This window comes from Actinoplanes sp. NPDC048796 (genome assembly GCF_040650035.1).
Classification (GTDB): Bacteria; Actinomycetota; Actinomycetes; order Mycobacteriales; family Micromonosporaceae; genus Actinoplanes.
Window position 1 is genome coordinate 57,970 of the sequence record NZ_JBEZGO010000003.1, and the last position, 16,642, is coordinate 74,611.

The following is a 16,642-nucleotide window of genomic DNA, read 5'->3' on the forward strand; positions in this document are numbered from 1 at the left end:
CTCCCGCTTCTCTTCCTCCTTCTTCTCGGGAGGTGCTACTTCGGTGGTCACTGGCCGTCCTCTTCGTCGTTTGTGCCCGTGATGCCGGCCATCAGCAGGCCGATCTCCTCGCGCGGGGTGTCCGGCGAGACGATGGCGAGGACCCGGCCGCGGTACATGACCGCGATCCGGTCGGCCAGGCCGACCACCTCGTCGAGCTCGCTGGAGACCACGAGAACGGCGGTGCCGTTGTCCCGCTCGTGGATGATCTGTTTGTGGATGAACTCGATCGAGCCGACGTCCACGCCGCGGGTCGGCTGGGCGGCGATGAACAGCCGCAGCGGCCGGGACATCTCCCGGGCCACGACGACCTTCTGCTGGTTGCCGCCGGAGAGGTTGCCGACCGCCGACTGCGGTGACGAGACCCGGATGTCGAACTGTTCGACCCGCTGGGCCGCGTTGACCGCGATCGCCTTGGGGTTGAGCTTGAAGGCGCTGCCGTACGGCTCGCGGTCGTACATGTCGAGCACGAGGTTCTCGGCCACGGAGAAGTCCTTGACCACGCCGTCGAGGCTGCGGTCCTCGGGCACGTAGCCGACGCCGGAGCGCAGCACCTGCTTGGTGCTCTTGCCGATCAGCGACTCGTCCTCGAGCTGGATCGTGCCGGCCCGGGCCGGGCGCAGGCCCATGATCGCCTCGACCAGCTCGGTCTGCCCGTTGCCCTGCACACCCGCGATGCCGAGCACTTCACCGCCCCGGACGGTCAGGTCGACGCCGTCGACGGCGCGCACGCCGCGGTCGTCGTCGACGATCAGGCCGGCGACCTTGAGCACCTCGCCCTGCGGCTGGGCCGGTCCCTTGACCACCTCGAGGCTGACGTCGCGGCCGACCATCAGGGCGGCCAGCTCGTCCTCCGAGGTGTCGGGGGTGGCGGTGCCCACCGTGCGGCCGCGGCGGATGACCGTGATCCGGTCGGCGATCGCCTTGACCTCGCCCAGCTTGTGGGTGATGAAGACGATCGACTTTCCGGTCTCGGCCAGCGAGCGCATCACCGCGAGCAGCTCGTCGGTCTCCTGCGGGGTGAGCACCGCTGTCGGCTCGTCGAGGATGAGCAGGTCGACGTCGCGGGTCAGGGCCTTGACGATCTCGACGCGCTGCTGGGCGCCGACCGAGAGGTTCTCGACCAGCGCGTCGGGATCGACCGGCAGGCCGTACTTCTGGGAGGTCTCGAGCACGTCGCGGCGGCTGCGCCGGCGGTCGAGGATCCCGAGCGGACCGCCCCGGATCTCCTCGGCGCCGAGCGCGATGTTCTCGGCCACGGTGAAGACCGGTACCAGCATGAAGTGCTGGTGGACCATGCCGATGCCGGCGGCGATGGCGTCGCGGGGGCTGCGGAAGACCTTCTTCTCGCCGTCGACCAGGATCTCGCCCTCGTCCGGCTGGAGCAGGCCGTACAGCTGGTTCATCAGCGTCGATTTGCCGGCGCCGTTCTCACCGAGCAGGGCGTGGACCTCGCCCGGCTCGACGGTGATGTCGATGTGGTCGTTGGCCACCAGGTCGCCGAAGCGCTTGGTGATGCCGCGCAATTCGAGTCTCAGCGGAATCTCCTAAGCGCTCAGCTGCAGAACAGGGGAAACCGCCGCGCGGTTGCGAGCGAGGCTCACAACCGGCGGCGGCGAAATGTTACCTAGCGCAACGTCACTTCGGCGCGTTGGTCGACTCGACCTTGACCTTGCCCGAGACGATGTCCGCCTTCAGCGCGTCGACCTCGGACTTCAGGGTGGCGTCGATCTTGCTGTCGAACTTGTTGTACGGCGCCAGCGAGACGCCCTCGTTCTCCAGCTTGCCCAGGTAGCCCGGGGTGGCCGCGAGCGGCTTGCCGGTGGCGCCGGCGACGACCGCCTTCTCGACCGCGTCGGTGATGTTCTTGACGACGGTGGTCAGGAAGACGTCACAGAACTGCGCGGCGCTCTTGCAACCGTCCTGGTCGACCCAGACGATCGAGACCTTGCCGGACGAGCCCTGCGCGACCTCGGCCGCGCCCAGGCCGGTGCCGCCGGCGACGGGCAGGATCACGTCGGCGCCCTGGGCGACGAACGTGTTGGCCAGCGCCTTGCCCTTGGCCGGGCTGGCGAAGTCGTCGGTGAACGAGCCGGCCTGCTTGGCCTTGTCCCAGCCGAGGACCTGGACGTTGGCCTTCTTCTGCTCGTTGTAGTACTTCACGCCGTCGACGAAGCCGTCCATGAAGATGGCGACGGTCGGCAGCTTCATGCCGCCGAAGGTCGCGACCTTCTTGGTCTTCGAGTAGCCCGCGGCCAGGTAGCCGGCGAGGAACGCGGCCTCGTCGGTGGCGAACTGCATCGGGTAGACGTTGCTCTGGCCGGCGACGACGCCGTCCACGATGCCGAACTGCGCGCCGGTGTTCTCCGACGCGATCTTCTTGGTGGCGTCGATCATCAGACCGCCGACCGCGAGGGTGAAGTTGCACTTCTGCGTGACGAAGCCGCGCAGGTTGGGCTCGTAGTCGGCCTCGCTCGAGGACGCCGCGACCTTCGCGTCGACGTTGCTGGCCTGGCTCTTCGCGGCGTTGATTCCGGCCCACGCGGACGCGTTGAACGACTTGTCGTCGATGCCGCCGGTGTCGGTGACCATGCAGGCCTTGTATGCGGCGGCGGCAGCGTTCGAGCTGCCGCCGGCGGGAGTCTCGTCAGGGGCGTCGCCACAGGCCGCGGCAGCGAGCGTCAGCCCACCTGCCGCGAGAATCGCAACGATCCGCTTCCCACGTACTGGGCGCAAGACGCCCTCCTTCCAACGCACACCGACACATGTCGGTGAGTCTTCAACGCGGGAGCGTAGCCGCAGGCCAGGACGGCGGAGGCAGTTTGGTCCGGACTGTTGGCGCACCGTTATCTGCCCGCAATCGCAAGGCACACTGGCCGTCGCTTGTATCCGATACTGCGGCAATTTCCCGGGCCGGGCGGTAACAAGCCCTTAATCTTTCGGCGCACCGGCCGAGACAGTGGACAACTTGCGGCAAGTCCGCCATGCCCGGATTCCCAGGACGCCGACGACCGTGCCGACCGCCAGCGAAGTGACGATCAACACGGCGTGCACGATCAGAAAGGACGTCGGCCGCCCATCGGCGAACGAGCGGTCGTCCTGCCAGATCGCCAGGCCGAACCGGGGCCAGATCACCCAGGTCCACACCCCGACCGCCGTCAGGAAGACCGCCCATCGCCGCGAGATCACCATGCGCCCACTATCGCAGCGGGCCGGTCACTCACCTCGCCGGGACCAGCTCGGGTGAGGCCACCGTCTCCTCCACGACCTCCGCCGGGGCCGTTCCGAGCCGCTTGCGGCCGATCAACACCAGGACCAGGCCCCCGATGGCGTACGCCGTGAGCACGGCGGCCGGGAAGCTCGCCCCGCAGCCGTCGAAGTAGGAGGCCGAGCGCAGCAACGACCCGCCGGCGCCGATCGGCAACCACTGCCCGACCGCTCCCCACTGCTGCGGCAACAGTTCGGGCGCCGCCGAGAGGCCGGAGATCGCGTTACCGGCCAGGAAGAAAGTCAGCGCGCCGAGAACTCTGCCCGGCTCACTGAACAGGGCGGCCAGCCCGGCCACCGCGGCCGACATCCCGAGCGCGAACAGGCCCAGCGCCCCGGCCACGGCCAGGTAGTCACCTGGCACGATGCCGAGCCAGAAGTGCTGCAGGCGGCCCCGAGCCCGGCGAACGCGCCGTAGGCGAGCAGCCCGGCCACGCGGGCCGTGCGGTGCTTGAGCAGCAGGAAGACCATGATCCCGGCGATCATGCTGGTGATCGCGAGCGGCAGGAAGGCCGCCCCGAACCCGGCCCCGCGCGGGTCGTCCGCGTCGAGCGGCACGACGTCCTTCACCACGGCCCCGCCCGCACCGGCCGCCGCCGACCCGCCGGCGCGGCGGTCACCACCGCGTTCTTCTCCCTGGTCCCGGGCTATGCCCTGCAGCGGATCCTCACCGGCTCGCCGGACAAGGAGACCTACATGCGGGGCGTCCGGGAGCTGCTCAACCGGTAGGGACGGTCAGCCGGGCCGCTATCCGGGACCAGCCCTCGCGCACCTCGGCCTCGGTCGGCGGGCGGCCCGGGCGCACCCGCCTGGTCTCGTACTCCTCCTGGTCGTCCTTCTCGTCGAGGGGAGCCTCGGCGACCGCCCGGGCCAGCGCGATCTCTTCCCGGATGGACTCGGCGTCGGGCCGTGGCAGCAGGGGTTCGACCACCGCCATCAGGTCCTCGTCGGCCACGACGGCCTGGGCCAGGGCGAGCGCGTGCGCGCGCTCGTACGGCCCGCAGACCACGGGTTCCCAGTCCTCCTCGTCGCCGAGCGCGCCGATGGTGATGACCCAGGGGAGGTCGGCCACCGGCGATCCGGCGGGCAGGTCGAGCGTCACGAGAGTGCCCACGGGCACATCATTCCGGGCGGCTGTGCCGAATCCAGGTATTTTGCCCCACCGGAGCACTTTTATCGTCAGCTGACAGGTCGATCACGCGGCCGTGCGGGCTGGTCGCCGCCCAGGCCGCCCCGAAGAGCAGCAGCTGGTTGAAGACGTACAGGTAAACCAGCACGCCGACGGCCGAACCGACCAGTCCGTAGGCCGGGTTGCGCTGGACCAGGCCGACGAAGGACTTGCCCACGGTGTTGAGCAGGGTCACACCGATGCCCACTTGCAGGACCGGCGGGACCATCCGGCGCACCGTCATCCGCAGGCGCGGCACGGCGGCCAGCAGCGCCGCCGCGAGCAGCATGTTGACCGCCACCGTGAGCATCCAGCTCACCCCGGACTGGACGATGCCGTCGGCCATCCAGGCCAGCAGCTTCTCCAGGCCGTAGACGGCGAGCTGGCTGAGCGCCAGCAGGGCCAGGATGCCGAGCAGCACCAGCAGGTCGAGCGCCTGCCGCACCCCGATGTAGCCGGGCTGCTCGTTGAGGCGCCAGATCAGCCGCTGCGACGACCGGATCGCCTCGACCCAGGCGATACCGGTGAAGGTCAGGCCGATGATGCCCACGATGCCGACCGTCTTGCCGCTGGCCAGGATCGCCGGCACGTCGAGGAAGGGCAGGTTCTGCCGGAGGAAGTCGCTGACGACCTCGAACAGCTCCTTGTTGTTGTTCAGCAGGATGCCGAAGATCGAGTACCCGATCAGCAGCAGCGCGAAGACCGCGAAGAACCCGTAGTAGGCGATGGCCGCGGCCAGTCGCCCACCCTGCGCCTCCCAGAAACGCAGCAGGGCCCGGCTGAGGTGATCGAAGTACTTCGAGCGCCGGCGAAGGCGGAGAATCTGCATCTCCGCGGTGTCGTACGCCCGATCGATCGGATTCACGCGCTGAAGGTAGCCGAAAAACTACGAACCCAACGCGTAGTCGCGGCGGCGTTTCCACGGCCCTTCGCCGCCGTGCGAGAAGAGCGTGAAGGCCGGCACCGGAAACTTCGCCGAGAAGCCGGCCAGATCTTCGAACGCCGCGTCCAGGGCCTCGGCCGGCACGTCCTGGGCCACCGTCACATGCGGGTGGTACGGGAAGCGGGAGTCGCGGTTGACCTCGTCGGACGACGTGATCGCCTCGGCCAGGAGCTCACACTCACTGATGCCGACGGCCAGCGTCACGAACACCACCTCGGTGACCGGCCGGAACGTGCCGGTGCCGCGCAGGTGGATGGTGAACGGCGGCTGGGCCGCGGCCACCTTCTCGAGGTGACGCTCGATCGCCGGCAGCGCCTCGGTGCGCACCTCGGTCGGCCCCAGCAGCGTGACGTGGGCCGGGGTGTACGCCGCCTGCGGATCGCCCGCCTCGGCCCGGCGGCGAGTCAACTGCTCGCCCCAGGGCTCGGGGATGTCGATGGCCACACCGATGCGGGTAGTGAGCACCGTTGGTCAGACCTCGCGGGCGGGGGCCAGGAAACCGATGTTCTTGTACGCCTCGGCGAGCGTCCCCGACGCGACCGAGCGCGCCTTCTCGGCGCCGATCGCGAGCACCTTGTCGAGGTATCCGGGGTCGTCGAGGTAGGCGCGGGTCCGCTCCTGGATCGGCTTGACGAACTCGACCACGATCTCGGCCAGGTCCTTCTTGAGGTCGCCGTAGCCGCGTCCCTCGTACGCCTCGAGCAGATCGTCTATGGTCCGCGCGGTGAGCGCGGCGTAGATGGTGAGCAGGTTGCTCACGCCCGGCTTGTTCTCCTCGTCGTAGAGGATCTCGCGCCCGGTGTCGGTCACCGCGGACTTGATCTTCTTGGCCGAGCGGGCCGGGTCCTCGAGCAGCTCGATGATGCCGTTCGGCGACGAGGCCGACTTCGACATCTTCGACGTCGGGTCCTGGAGGTCGGTGATCTTCGCGGTGTCCTTGACGATGTACGCCGAGGGGACCGTGAACGTCTTGCCGAAGCGGGTGTTGTACCGCTGGGCCAGGTCGCGGGTGAGCTCGAGATGCTGCCGCTGGTCCTCGCCCACCGGCACCTGGTCGGCCTGGTAGAGCAGGATGTCGGCGGCCTGGAGGATCGGGTACGTGAACAGGCCGACGGTGGTGGAGTCGGCGGCCTTGGCCGACTTGTCCTTGAACTGGACCATCCGGCCGGCCTCGCCGAACCCGGTGATGCAGCTGAGCACCCAGCCGAGCTGCGCGTGCTCGGGCACGTGGGACTGGACGAACAGCGTGCAGCGCTCGGGGTCGAGCCCGGCGGCGAGCAGCTGCGCGGCCGAGATCCTGGTCCGGGCCCGCAGGGCGGCCGGGTCGTGGCCCATCGTGATCGCGTGCAGGTCGACGACGCAGTAGTACGCGTCGTGGGTCTCCTGCATCGCCACCCAGTTGCGCACCGCGCCGAGGTAGTTGCCGAGGTGGAACGAATCGGCGGTCGGCTGAATGCCGGAAAGCACGCGCGGGCGACGGGCGAGATCGGACATGAGCCCATTGTGTCAGTCCCCCACGGCGAGGCGCGAACACCCCGGCGGGCCCTGTCGCATGTTCGAACCTGTTGACTTTTGATCGAAAGTGGTGGAACGTAGGCTTGACTGAAAAGCCCAGCTAGGGGGAACCGCACCGTGAAACTGCTCGTCACCGGGGGTGCCGGCTACGTAGGCAGCATCACCAGCCGCCTGTTGCTCGACGCCGGACACGAGGTTGTCGTCCTCGACAGTCTGGTCCGCGGCTTCCGTGAGGCCGTCGCGCCCGACGCCACCTTCGTCCAGGCCGACATCGCCGACGCCGCCCAGGTGCTGACCCCCGAGGCCGGCTTCGACGCGGTGCTGCACTTCGCCGGGCTCATCCAGGCCGGCGAGTCGATGAGCAAGCCCGAGCTGTACTGGCACGACAACGTGGTGAAGTCGCTGGCCCTGCTCGACGCGATCCGCGCCGCCCGGGTGCCGCGGGTCATCTTCTCCTCCACCGCCGCCGTCTACGGCAACCCGGTCGAGCTGCCGATCACCGAGAACGCGGCCAAGGCGCCCACCAACACGTACGGCGCGACCAAGCTGGCGTTCGACTACGCGCTCACCTCGGAGACGTTCGCGCACAACCTGGCGGCGGTCTCCCTGCGGTACTTCAACGTCGCGGGAGCCTACATCCGCGACGGCCACGAGATCGGCGAGCGGCACGACCCCGAGACCCACCTGATCCCGATCACGCTGCAGGCCGCGGCCGGCAAGCGCGACAAGCTCCAGCTGTTCGGCGACGACTACCCGACGCCCGACGGCACCTGCGTGCGCGACTACATCCACGTGGAAGACCTGGCCCGCGCCCACCTCCTCGCGCTGGACGCCGCCACCCCCGGCGAGCACCGCATCTACAACCTGGGCAACGGCAACGGCTTCTCCAACCGCCAGGTCGTCGAGGCGGCCCGCGAGGTCACCGGGGCCGAGCTGCCGATCGAGATCGCCCCGCGCCGCGAGGGTGACCCGGCCACCCTGGTCGCCTCGTCCGCTCGCGCCCGCGAGGACCTGGGCTGGGTGCCGGAAAAGAACACCCTGCAGGACATGATCGGCGACGCCTGGACCTTCTACCGAAAGCACGTCCTGTCCGACCACCCCACCGCCGCCCTTAACCGGACTGAAGGCTGACATGAGTGTCGTGACTGACGCCGTCGAGGCGTACCGCAAGCAGTTCGGTTCCGAACCTCAAGGCCTTTGGGCCGCGCCCGGCCGGGTCAACCTGATCGGCGAGCACACCGACTACAACGACGGGTTCGTGCTGCCGTTCGCGCTGCCGCAGCGCACCGTGGCCGCGGTCAGCCCGGCCCCGGCCGGCGAGTGGACCGTCTGCTCGACCTTCACCGACGAGGCCGTCTCCTTCGGGCTGACCCGGCCCGGCGAGGTCACCGGCTGGGCCGCCTACGTGGCCGGTGTCGTCTGGGCGCTGGCCGAGGACGGCCACGAGGTGCCCGGCGCCCGCATCGCGCTCGCCTCCGAGGTGCCGCTCGGCTCCGGCCTGTCGTCGTCGGCCGCCCTGGAGTCGGCCGTGCTGACCGCGCTGATCGACCTGGGCCGGCTGGACGTGCCGCTCGAGCGGCGGCCGTCGATCGCCCAGCGGGCCGAGAACGTCTACGTGGGCGCGCCCACCGGCATCATGGACCAGTCGGCCTCGATCCGGTGCCAGGAGGGCAAGGCCCTCTTCCTCGACTGCCGCTCGTTCGAGGTCGACCAGATCCCGTTCGACCTGGCCGCCGAGGGCCTGGCCATCCTGGTCATCAACAGCAACGCCCCGCACCAGCACGTCGACGGCGAGTACGGCGCCCGCCGCAAGTCGTGCGAGGAGGCCGCCGCGATCCTGGGCGTCCCCGCGCTGCGCGACATCTCGGTGGCCGACCTCGACACCGCCCTGTCCCGCCTCGACGACGAGGTGATGCGCCGTCGGGTGCGCCACATCGTCACCGAGGACCAGCGGGTGCTCGACACGGTCGCCCTGCTCCGCGAGGGGCGCGTCCGCGAGATCGGCCCGGTGCTGACCGCCGGGCACGCCTCGATGCGCGACGACTTCGAGATCACCGTGGCCCAGGTCGACGTCGCGGTCGAGGCCGCGATCGCGGCCGGCGCTCTCGGCGCCCGGATGACCGGCGGCGGTTTCGGCGGCTGCGTCCTGGCCCTCATCGAGGCCGGCCAGGCCGATGTGACCACCGGGGCGGTCGAGGCGGCGTACGCCGAACGGGGTTTCCAGGCGCCCACCTGCTGGACCGTCACGGCCGGGCCCGGCGCGACCGCGATCACCGCCTAGGAACGCTTCAGGTCATGCCCCCGCGGGTATGTGCGGGGGCATGACCACTCCACGGGAAACAGAGCAGAACGAGCCGAACGAGTTCGGCTTCGCCGGGGCCGGCACCGCACCGCAGCCCGAGCGGGAGCCCGCCGAGGGCTTCGGCGAGAGCATCGCCGTTCCGGCCGGTGACCTGACCGGCTCGATCGTCGAGGCGATCGAGGAGGCGGCGGAGGGCCGCCACCACCACCAGGACGAGTCCTAGGGCACCGGCTGCGCCTCGGCGGTCGGCCCCTTGACCACCGGGCGCTCGTCGATCCACTCCACCCGGTCGAGCCACAGCTGCCGGCCGGGGACCACGCTGCCCACCGCGCCGTCCGGCCAGGCGTGGTAGAGCATCCAGGTCGCGCCGCTGGGCAGGGTGACGAGGAAGCCGTGGCCGGGTCCGGCCGCGGCGGCCGACGAGCGCAGGATCGGGTTCTCCGGCGCCTTGCGGCACGGGCCGAGCGGGCCGTCGCAGATCGCGTAGCCCAGGGCGTACGCGTCGGCGTCGAACGCGTTGGCCGAGTAGAAGAGGTAGAGCTTTCCGTCGTGGCGCACCATCTGGGGTGCCTCGATGACGTGCGCCTCCCAGTCGGCGTCGTTGCGCAGTAGGCGCTTGCTCTCGCCGGCGATCGCGCGGCCGGAGTCGTCGAGCCGGGCGCCGTACAGGTAGGTCGGCTGCCCGATCGCGTTGCCGTCGTTCTTCCAGTAAAGCCAGCGGCCGCCGGACTCGTCTTCATAGGGGCTGGCGTCGATCGACCCGCCCTCGTCGGCCTGGCAGACCAGCGGCTCGTCCGAGTCGTCGGCGAACGGGCCGGCGGGCGCGCCGGCCACGGCGACACCGACGCACTGCCGTCCGGTCGCGGTCGCCCGGGCCGTGTAGTACAGCAGGTAGGTGCCGCCCGGGCCCTCGATCACCTCGGGCGCCCAGGTGTGCCCGCGCTCGGCCCACTTGCCCACCCGCGGCAGGGCATCGCCCGCGGCGGTCCAGTGCACGAGATCGGCCGAGGTCAGGATCGGTACGTTCTGGGTCTCATTGTTGGTTCCGTACGCGTACCAGGTTCCGTCCACGAGAAGAGCGCCCGGATCGGGGAAGTTCTGGTCGAAGACCGGATTGGTGAAGGTGTCCACTTTGTTCCCCTCCGGAGGCGGGTCGGCGCCGCACGCGGCCAGCAGTACGAGCGACGCCACCAACCAAAATCTCACCACCGGTAGAACCGGAGGTAGTCGAACGACGCCGTGACCGCCGGCTCGGCCCCGCCGTGCGCCACCAGCCCGAGGCGGGGCGAGCTGTCAGCGGGCAGGGTCCAGGTCCCGCCCCACGTCCAGCGCTTGCCGTCGCGGCTGACCCCGGCCCGGTACTCGTGCTCGCCGTTGGCCGGGTCGATCCGGTGGGCCAGGCGCAGCCACGTCGTCTCGAGTCCCGGAGTGCCGGCGATCGTGCCCCCGTAGGACAGCGCGCCCGCGTACGGCATCTCCTTGCCGAACTCGACCTGCCGCGTGTTCCAGATCGCCACCGCGCTGAGCCGGGCGAAAAGATCGTCGTCGGCGTACGCGATGAGGCCGGCCTGCTGGTAGTTGCGCACCGTGTCCTCGCCCAGCGGAAGCGTCAGCTTCGTCTCCGCGATCCACGATCCCGGCGGCGGGTCGCGCAGCAGCACGCCCGCGTTGTTCGACGTGCCGGTCAGGTCGGCGCCCTGCACCGGCCAGCGCAGCGCTCCCCCGCTGACCGTGACGGCCGGGTCAGGCCGGACGAAGTCCCAGTTCGTGCCGAGGGTGGCGAACTCGGTGGAGTACGCCGGCAGCGGCCGTCCGGGCCGCGGCACCGGCCGGCGGTCGACGGTGGGCCAGCCGTCGACCCAGTACAGCCGGTCGAGCAGCATCGGGCGCTCGTTGATGCCGAACGGCTCGTCGAGGTACGGATCGTCGCGGTCGATCGCGTGGTAGACCAGCCAGTCCCGGCCGGAGCGGTCGGTGATCAGTCCGTTGTGGCCGGTGCCGACCCAGCGGTCGCCGTTCGGCGCGACCACCGGGGTGCCGCCGGCCCGGGAGACGTCGAGCCGCAGGCCGTCGCGGTCGGTGAACGGGCCGAGCGGGCTGCGCGAGCGGCCCACCGAGACCGAGTATCCGGTGGTCGGGCCGGCGCAGCAGTTGGCCGAGGAGGCGAACAGGTAGTACCAGCCGTCGCGCCGGACGACGTACGCGCCCTCGAACTTGTTGTCGATCGCGACCCGCGTCGGCGTGCCGGTGATCCGCAGGCCGTCGGCGGTGAGCTCGCTGACCCAGATGCCGCCGAAGTAGCTGCCGTAGTAGAGGTATTTGCGGCCGTCGGGCGTGGTCAGCTGGGCCGGGTCGAAGGTCCACCACCAGCCGCCGCCGGGGGCCGCGCGCGGCGGCACGGCCGGTTCGGCCGTGAAGGTCCACGGTCCGGTCGGCGTGGGCGCGGTGGCGACGCCGATCGCCGACGCCCCGGGGGACGTCTCGGTCACGGTCACGTACATGACCCAGCGGCCGCCGATCTTGCGAACGTCGGGAGCCCAGAGGGAGGCGCCCTCCGCCGCGTAGGAGGGCAGGCCGGTGAAGGCGTCGCCCACGTACTTCCAGTTCGCCAGGTCGGCCGAACGCGCCATCGGGATGCGATGCGGCGTGCGCTCGCCCTCACGCAACGGGTCGGAGGTGCCGTACGCGTAATAGAGCCCGTCGTCTCCCCGGACGATGACCGGGTCGGCGAAGGTGTCGGCGAAGGAGGCGGAAACGGGGTTCTGCGGCCGGGGCTTTCCGGCGGCCGTCAGAGCGGGCAGGAGCAGCAGCGCCGCAACCGCGGCGACCAGGCGTCGCATGGTCATCCTTTCAGGCCGGAGCGGGAGACACCCTCGATGACGTAGCGCTGCGCCACCACGAACAGCAGCAGCACCGGAATGCTGGCGATCAGCGCGCCCGCCATGATCACCGGGTAGTTGATCGTGTAGGCGCCCTGCAGGATCGCCAGGCCGGGCGGCAGCGTGAACTGGTCGGGGCTGAACAGCACGTAGATCGGCCAGATGAAGTCGTTCCAGTTGGTCAGGAAGCTGATCACCGCGAGGGTGGCCAGGGCCGGCTTCGACAGCGGCAGCACCACCCGGGTGAAGATCTGCCAGGAGTTGGCCCCCTCGAGCACGGCCGCCTCCTCCAACTCCCGGGGCAGGCCCAGGAAGAACTGCCGCAGGAAGAAGACGCCGAATGCGCCGGCCGCCCCCGGGATGATCAGCGCCCAGAGGGTGTCGAGCATGCCGAACCGGTCGACGATCAGGAAGTTCGGGATGATCAGCACGAAGCTCGGGATGAAGAGCGTCGCGATGATCATGCCGAAGATCAGCCGCTTGAACCGGAACTCCAGGCGGGCCAGGGCGTACGCGGCCATCGAGGCGATCGCCAGCACGAGCAGTGCCTGCCCGGTCGCGGCCAGCACGCTGTTGAGGAACCAGCGCAGCACCGGCGTCTGGTCGTTGCCCATCAGCGTGTCGAAGGCGCTGGTGGTGGGCTCCTGCGGGAACACCGTCGGCGGTACCCGGGTCGCCTCGCCGGGCGTCTTGAACGCGGTGAGCAGCATCCACACCAGGGGCGCGATGAAGACCAGACTGAGTCCGATCAGGACGGTGTACCAGGCGATGGGCCGTACGCGTCTCATGATGCGTCCTTCTCCCGGAACAGGCGGAACACGATCGCGCTGATCAGCAGCAGGCCGACGGTGAGCAGGTAGCTCATGGCGGCGGCGCTGCCCATCTTGTAGTCGGCCAGGCCGACCTGGGCGATGTACATGATCGCCGTGCGGGTCTCGGTGCCGGGCGCGCCCTGCGTGATCAGGTACGACTGCCCGAACATGTTGGCCGACACCAGGATCGTGTTGACGGTGACGAACAGCAGCACCGGGCGCAGGCCGGGCAGCGTCACGTGCCGGAACTCGGCCCATTTGCCGCCGCCGTCGATGCGGGCCGCCTCGTACAGCTCGCGCGGAATGTCCTGGAGCCCGGCCAGGTAGATCACCGCGTTGAAGCCGAGCGTCCACCAGACCGTGACACCGACCAGCGTGACCCAGGCCCACGGGAGCGCCGTCGTCCACGGCGCCGCGCCGGGCAGGATCGCGTTGACCACACCCAGGTTCGGGTCGAGCAGGAAACGCCAGAGCACACCGATCACGGCCACGCCCAGGACGTACGGCGCGAAGTAGACCGCCCGGAAGAAGGTCCGCCCCGGGAAGCGGCGGTTGAGCATCAACGCGATCGCCAGCGGCACGGTCAGCAGCAGCGGCACGCTGAGGACCGTGAAGATCCCGGTCGCCGACATGCTCTCCCAGAAGAAGCTGAAGACGGCCGAACTCGAGTCGAACAGCGCCTTGTAGTTGTCGAGCCCCACGAACGGCTTGCCCGGCAGCAGGTAGTCCCAGTCGTGCAGGCTGATCCACAATCCGTAGACCGCCGGAGCCAGCACGAACGTCGCGAAGACCACGAAGTACGGCAGGACGAAGAGGTACGGGGTGAGCGTGCCGGTACGCCGGATCCGGCCCCCGGCACGCGGTTCCGTCCTCGCCTGCTCCTTGACTGCCAGGTCAGCTGCCATACTTCTTCGCGTTCTGCTCCAGGAGCTGGTTGGCCTTGGCGGCGCCGTCGGACAGCGCCTTGGCCGGCTCCTTACGTCCCAGGACAGCCTCGTTGATCGCGGTGACCACGGTGGCCATCGCGTCCGCGATGCCCGGCTTCGGCGGCAGGAAGTGCAGGTCGTCGATCTGCGAGCCGATCGCCGCCTGCTCCGGCAGCGCCTTGAACTCGGCGCTGTCGCGGATCTCGGCCCGGGCCGGCACCTGGCCGCCCTTGGCCCACTCGATCGAGTGCTGGCTGATCCAGTTGATGAAGACCTTGCCCGCGGCCAGCTTGTTCTCGTCCTTGGCCTTCTGCTTGAACTGCACGAACTGGTGGGAGCCGGCCCACGCCGCCTTCTGCGTGCCGATCTGCGGCAGCGGCGCCACACCCCACTGGAGGTTCTTGTCCTCCTTGAGCGTGTTGATGGTCCAGATGCCGTTCCAGTTGAAGGCGTTCTTGCCGTTGCGGAAGGCCACGAGGTCGGCGTCCTGGGCCACGTTCTTGGGGCTCCAGCCGTTCTTGACGTGGTCGGTCATCCAGGTCAGCGCCTGCACTCCGGGCTGCTCGGCGTAGAGCGCCTTGGTCGCCTGCTCGTCGAAGAGGTTGCCGCCGAACTGCCAGAGCAGGGACTGGAACTGCATGCTGCCGGTGAACTCGAACGGGGTGACCCAGTCGCCCTGGATGCCCTTGGCCTTCATCTGCTCCAGCGCGGCCTTGTACTCCTCGTCGGTGGCCGGTGGCTTCGACGGGTCGAGGCCGGCCTTCTCCATGACCGTCTTGTTGTAGAAGAAGCCAAGTGGGTGCACATCGAGCGGTATCGCGTAGCGGGTGTTGTTGTAGACGCCCGCGTTCCACACCGGCGGCGAGAAGTCCTCAGCCTTGAAGTTCAGCGCCTTGGCCAGGTCCTCCAGGGGCAGGATCACGCCTCGCGCGGCGTTCGTGGCCACGTTGTCGACGTGCATGATGCCGAGGTCGGGGCCGTTGCCGGTGGCGACCGCGGCCGGCACCTTCTGGTAGTAGTCGGCCCACTGGTAGGTGTTCATCGAGACCTTGATGTTCGGGTGCTCGGTGTTGAACTGGTCGACCAGCTTCTTCATGAACGGGCCGTCACCACCGGTGAAGCCGTTCCAGAAGGCCAGGGCCACGTTCGGGCCGGTGTACGCCGTCGGCGCCGGCGCGGCGTTCTGCCCGCCTCCGGTGACTTTCTCGTTCGGTCCGCTGTCGCCGCACGCGCTCAGGAGCACGGCTCCACCGGCGCCGGCACCGAGGCCGAGCAGGCCTCGACGAGAGAACTGAAGATTCACTATGACTCCTCGGGAGTGAGGCACAGGGCGTGCCAGGAGACGGGCGGGAGGACGAGCTCGCTCGCCGGGGAGACGGCCGTCTCGCCGGTGAGCGTGAAGTGCCGCGCCAGGCGGTGCCGCGGGAAGGCCCGCAGGTCGAGGCTGAGCGGCAGCGGCTCGGTGCCGCGGTTGACGACGAAGATCGTGAGGTCGCCGGTCTGTTCGTCGTGGGTGGCGACGGCGTCGGCCGCGGGCACCTCGCCGTAGCGGCCGGTGGTCATCGCCGGCGCGGTCAGCGCGGGCCGCAACACCGTGCCGCGGGCCAGCCGGGCGGTGTGCGCGAACGGGTGGAAGATGGTCTGCCGCCAGGCCCGGCCCCCGGGCTCGGTCCGGATCGGCGCGATCACGTTCACCAGCTGGGCCTGGCAGCCGACGGCCAGCCGGTCGGCGTGGCGCAGCATGCTGATCAGCAGGTTGCCGACCACCATGGCGTCGGTGTCGTTGTAGTCGTCCTCGATCAGGGCCGGCAGCTCCTCGATGTCCCGGTCCTCGGGCTCGGTGAAGCGGCTCTGGTACCAGACGTTCCACTCGTCGAGCGAGAGCTTGATGCGCTTGCTGCGGCGCAGCTTCGCCCGTACGAAATCGGCAGTGGCGACGACGTCGTCGATGAACCCGTCGAGGTCCACCGCGGACGCCCGGAAGGTGGCCTCGTCGTACTTCTCCGGGTCGTAGTAGTTGTGCAGCGAGATGTAGTCGACCTGGTCGTACGCCTGCTCGAGGACCGTCGCCTCCCAGGACGCGAAGGTCGGCATGCCCGAGTTGGAGCTGCCGCAGGCGACCAGCTCGATGCTCGGGTCGACCCGCTTCATGGCGTGCCCGGCCCGGGCCGCCAGCTGGCCGTACTCGAGGGCGGTGAGGCTGCCGATCTGCCACGGGCCGTCCATCTCGTTGCCCAGGCACCACAGCTTCACGTCGTGCGGCCGGGCCACGCCGTGCTTGCGGCGCAGATCGGCCGCGGCCGTGCCGTCGGCCAGATTGCAGTACTCGACGAGCTCGGCCGCGGCCTCCACGCCCCGGGTGCCGAGGTTGACCGCCATCATCGGCTCGACGCCGGCCAGGCCGGTCCATCGCATGAATTCGTTGAGCCCGAAGGCGTTGCTCTCCAGGGCGCGCCAGGCCAGGTCGAGGCGGCGCGGACGGTCGCCGCGCGGGCCGACGCCGTCCTCCCAGCGGTAACCGGAGACGAAGTTGCCGCCCGGATAGCGCACGGTGCTGACGCCGAGCTCACGGACCAGCTCGAGCACGTCGCCCCGCAGGCCGTCGTCGTCGGCGGTGGAGTGACCGGGTTCGAAGATGCCGGTGTAGACGCAGCGGCCCATGTGCTCCACGAAGGAGCCGAAGAGCCGGCGGTCGACCGGTGCGACGGAGAAGGCGGGATCGAGAGTGAGGTGCGCCACTGCCATGCCACGTTTTTACAACGTTGCATTCATCGTTGTAAAGAGACCGCGG

General features: G+C 69.6%; 18 protein-coding genes. 4 read left to right on the plus strand and 14 right to left on the minus strand.

Going from position 1 to position 16,642, the window contains the following annotated elements; genetic code table 11:
* Window positions 1-47: 47 nt before the first annotated feature.
* The 4 genes from AB0C26_RS13970 to AB0C26_RS13985 form a co-directional block, all read right to left on the minus strand.
* The gene (locus tag AB0C26_RS13970; RefSeq protein WP_360246663.1) at window positions 48-1,565 is read right to left on the minus strand and encodes an ABC transporter ATP-binding protein; all 1,518 of its coding nucleotides are present in this window, start codon (window positions 1,563-1,565) and stop codon (window positions 48-50) included.
* Window positions 1,566-1,677: 112 nt separating this feature from the next.
* Window positions 1,678-2,775, minus strand: coding sequence for a BMP family ABC transporter substrate-binding protein (locus AB0C26_RS13975; protein ID WP_360246665.1), 1,098 nt, complete (start codon window positions 2,773-2,775; stop codon window positions 1,678-1,680).
* A gap of 195 nt (window positions 2,776-2,970) precedes the next feature.
* Window positions 2,971-3,231, minus strand: a complete 261-nt coding sequence (locus AB0C26_RS13980) for an SCO4848 family membrane protein (protein WP_360246667.1) — start codon at window positions 3,229-3,231, stop codon at window positions 2,971-2,973.
* 28 nt (window positions 3,232-3,259) lie between these two features.
* Window positions 3,260-3,670, minus strand: coding sequence for a hypothetical protein (locus AB0C26_RS13985; RefSeq protein WP_360246669.1), 411 nt, complete (start codon window positions 3,668-3,670; stop codon window positions 3,260-3,262).
* Between the two features lie 83 nt (window positions 3,671-3,753).
* On the opposite strand from AB0C26_RS13985, the gene AB0C26_RS13990 reads away from it, so the two are divergent.
* Window positions 3,754-4,035: a hypothetical protein gene (locus tag AB0C26_RS13990; RefSeq protein ID WP_360246671.1), complete on the plus strand. Its 282-nt coding sequence runs from the start codon at window positions 3,754-3,756 to the stop codon at window positions 4,033-4,035.
* Here the strand turns inward: AB0C26_RS13990 and AB0C26_RS13995 are convergent.
* The 4 genes from AB0C26_RS13995 to trpS are packed head-to-tail and all read right to left on the minus strand — an operon-like array spanning window position 4,025 to window position 6,911.
* Window positions 4,025-4,420 (minus strand): hypothetical protein, encoded by a 396-nt coding sequence (locus tag AB0C26_RS13995; protein ID WP_360246673.1) that lies wholly within the window; start codon window positions 4,418-4,420, stop codon window positions 4,025-4,027. The genes AB0C26_RS13990 and AB0C26_RS13995 overlap by 11 nt on opposite strands.
* A 7-nt stretch (window positions 4,421-4,427) precedes the next feature.
* Window positions 4,428-5,339: a YihY/virulence factor BrkB family protein gene (locus AB0C26_RS14000; RefSeq protein WP_360246675.1), complete on the minus strand. Its 912-nt coding sequence runs from the start codon at window positions 5,337-5,339 to the stop codon at window positions 4,428-4,430.
* Window positions 5,340-5,360: 21 nt separating this feature from the next.
* Window positions 5,361-5,882 carry a 2'-5' RNA ligase family protein gene (locus AB0C26_RS14005; RefSeq protein WP_360246677.1) on the minus strand — a complete coding sequence of 174 codons (522 nt, stop codon included), beginning with the start codon at window positions 5,880-5,882 and terminating at the stop codon, window positions 5,361-5,363.
* A 6-nt stretch (window positions 5,883-5,888) separates the two neighbouring features.
* Window positions 5,889-6,911 (minus strand): tryptophan--tRNA ligase, encoded by a 1,023-nt coding sequence (gene trpS / locus AB0C26_RS14010; RefSeq protein WP_360246679.1) that lies wholly within the window; start codon window positions 6,909-6,911, stop codon window positions 5,889-5,891.
* A 138-nt stretch (window positions 6,912-7,049) separates the two neighbouring features.
* Here trpS and galE point away from each other — a divergent pair, with 138 nt between their 5' ends.
* The 3 genes from galE to AB0C26_RS14025 are packed head-to-tail and all read left to right on the plus strand — an operon-like array spanning window position 7,050 to window position 9,457.
* A complete protein-coding gene (gene galE, locus AB0C26_RS14015; RefSeq protein ID WP_360246681.1) occupies window positions 7,050-8,063 on the plus strand; it encodes a UDP-glucose 4-epimerase GalE in 1,014 nt (337 codons plus the stop codon).
* Window position 8,064: 1 nt separating this feature from the next.
* Window positions 8,065-9,213, plus strand: coding sequence for a galactokinase (galK, locus tag AB0C26_RS14020; protein ID WP_360246683.1), 1,149 nt, complete (start codon window positions 8,065-8,067; stop codon window positions 9,211-9,213).
* A 40-nt stretch (window positions 9,214-9,253) separates the two neighbouring features.
* Complete coding sequence (locus AB0C26_RS14025) at window positions 9,254-9,457, plus strand: hypothetical protein (RefSeq protein WP_360246685.1); 204 nt, start codon at window positions 9,254-9,256, stop codon at window positions 9,455-9,457.
* Here the strand turns inward: AB0C26_RS14025 and AB0C26_RS14030 are convergent.
* From AB0C26_RS14030 to AB0C26_RS14055, 6 genes are read right to left on the minus strand one after another with little or no spacing between them, the layout of a single operon-like run.
* The gene (locus AB0C26_RS14030) at window positions 9,454-10,425 is read right to left on the minus strand and encodes a glycoside hydrolase family 43 protein (protein ID WP_360246686.1); all 972 of its coding nucleotides are present in this window, start codon (window positions 10,423-10,425) and stop codon (window positions 9,454-9,456) included. The two genes, AB0C26_RS14025 and AB0C26_RS14030, sit on opposite strands and share 4 nt — an antisense overlap.
* 11 nt (window positions 10,426-10,436) lie before the next feature.
* Window positions 10,437-12,074, minus strand: a complete 1,638-nt coding sequence (locus AB0C26_RS14035; protein ID WP_360246688.1) for a family 43 glycosylhydrolase — start codon at window positions 12,072-12,074, stop codon at window positions 10,437-10,439.
* 2 nt (window positions 12,075-12,076) lie between these two features.
* Window positions 12,077-12,901, minus strand: a complete 825-nt coding sequence (locus AB0C26_RS14040; protein WP_360246690.1) for a carbohydrate ABC transporter permease — start codon at window positions 12,899-12,901, stop codon at window positions 12,077-12,079.
* Window positions 12,898-13,830 (minus strand): sugar ABC transporter permease, encoded by a 933-nt coding sequence (locus AB0C26_RS14045; protein WP_360246692.1) that lies wholly within the window; start codon window positions 13,828-13,830, stop codon window positions 12,898-12,900. The genes AB0C26_RS14040 and AB0C26_RS14045 overlap by 4 nt, the downstream gene beginning before the upstream one ends.
* Entirely contained in the window at window positions 13,820-15,154 is a 1,335-nt protein-coding gene (locus AB0C26_RS14050) for an ABC transporter substrate-binding protein (protein WP_360246694.1), read from the minus strand. The genes AB0C26_RS14045 and AB0C26_RS14050 overlap by 11 nt, the downstream gene beginning before the upstream one ends.
* Complete coding sequence (locus tag AB0C26_RS14055) at window positions 15,154-16,596, minus strand: alpha-N-arabinofuranosidase (RefSeq protein ID WP_360246696.1); 1,443 nt, start codon at window positions 16,594-16,596, stop codon at window positions 15,154-15,156. Before AB0C26_RS14055 ends, AB0C26_RS14050 begins: the two co-directional genes overlap by 1 nt.
* Window positions 16,597-16,642: the final 46 nt, after the last annotated feature.

Excerpts from the sequence above, each read along its gene's own strand:
- AB0C26_RS13980 (WP_360246667.1), bottom strand. The coding sequence starts at position 3,231 with ATGGTGATCTCGCGGCGATGGGCGGTCTTCCTGACGGCGGTCGGGGTG.
- AB0C26_RS14040 (WP_360246690.1), bottom strand. The coding sequence starts at position 12,901 with ATGAGACGCGTACGGCCCATCGCCTGGTACACCGTCCTGATCGGACTC.
- AB0C26_RS14045 (WP_360246692.1), bottom strand. The coding sequence starts at position 13,830 with ATGGCAGCTGACCTGGCAGTCAAGGAGCAGGCGAGGACGGAACCGCGT.
- AB0C26_RS14055 (WP_360246696.1), bottom strand. The coding sequence starts at position 16,596 with ATGGCAGTGGCGCACCTCACTCTCGATCCCGCCTTCTCCGTCGCACCG.
- AB0C26_RS14025 (WP_360246685.1), top strand. The coding sequence starts at position 9,254 with ATGACCACTCCACGGGAAACAGAGCAGAACGAGCCGAACGAGTTCGGC.
- trpS (WP_360246679.1), bottom strand. The coding sequence starts at position 6,911 with ATGTCCGATCTCGCCCGTCGCCCGCGCGTGCTTTCCGGCATTCAGCCG.
- AB0C26_RS14035 (WP_360246688.1), bottom strand. The coding sequence starts at position 12,074 with ATGCGACGCCTGGTCGCCGCGGTTGCGGCGCTGCTGCTCCTGCCCGCT.
- galK (WP_360246683.1), top strand. The coding sequence starts at position 8,065 with ATGAGTGTCGTGACTGACGCCGTCGAGGCGTACCGCAAGCAGTTCGGT.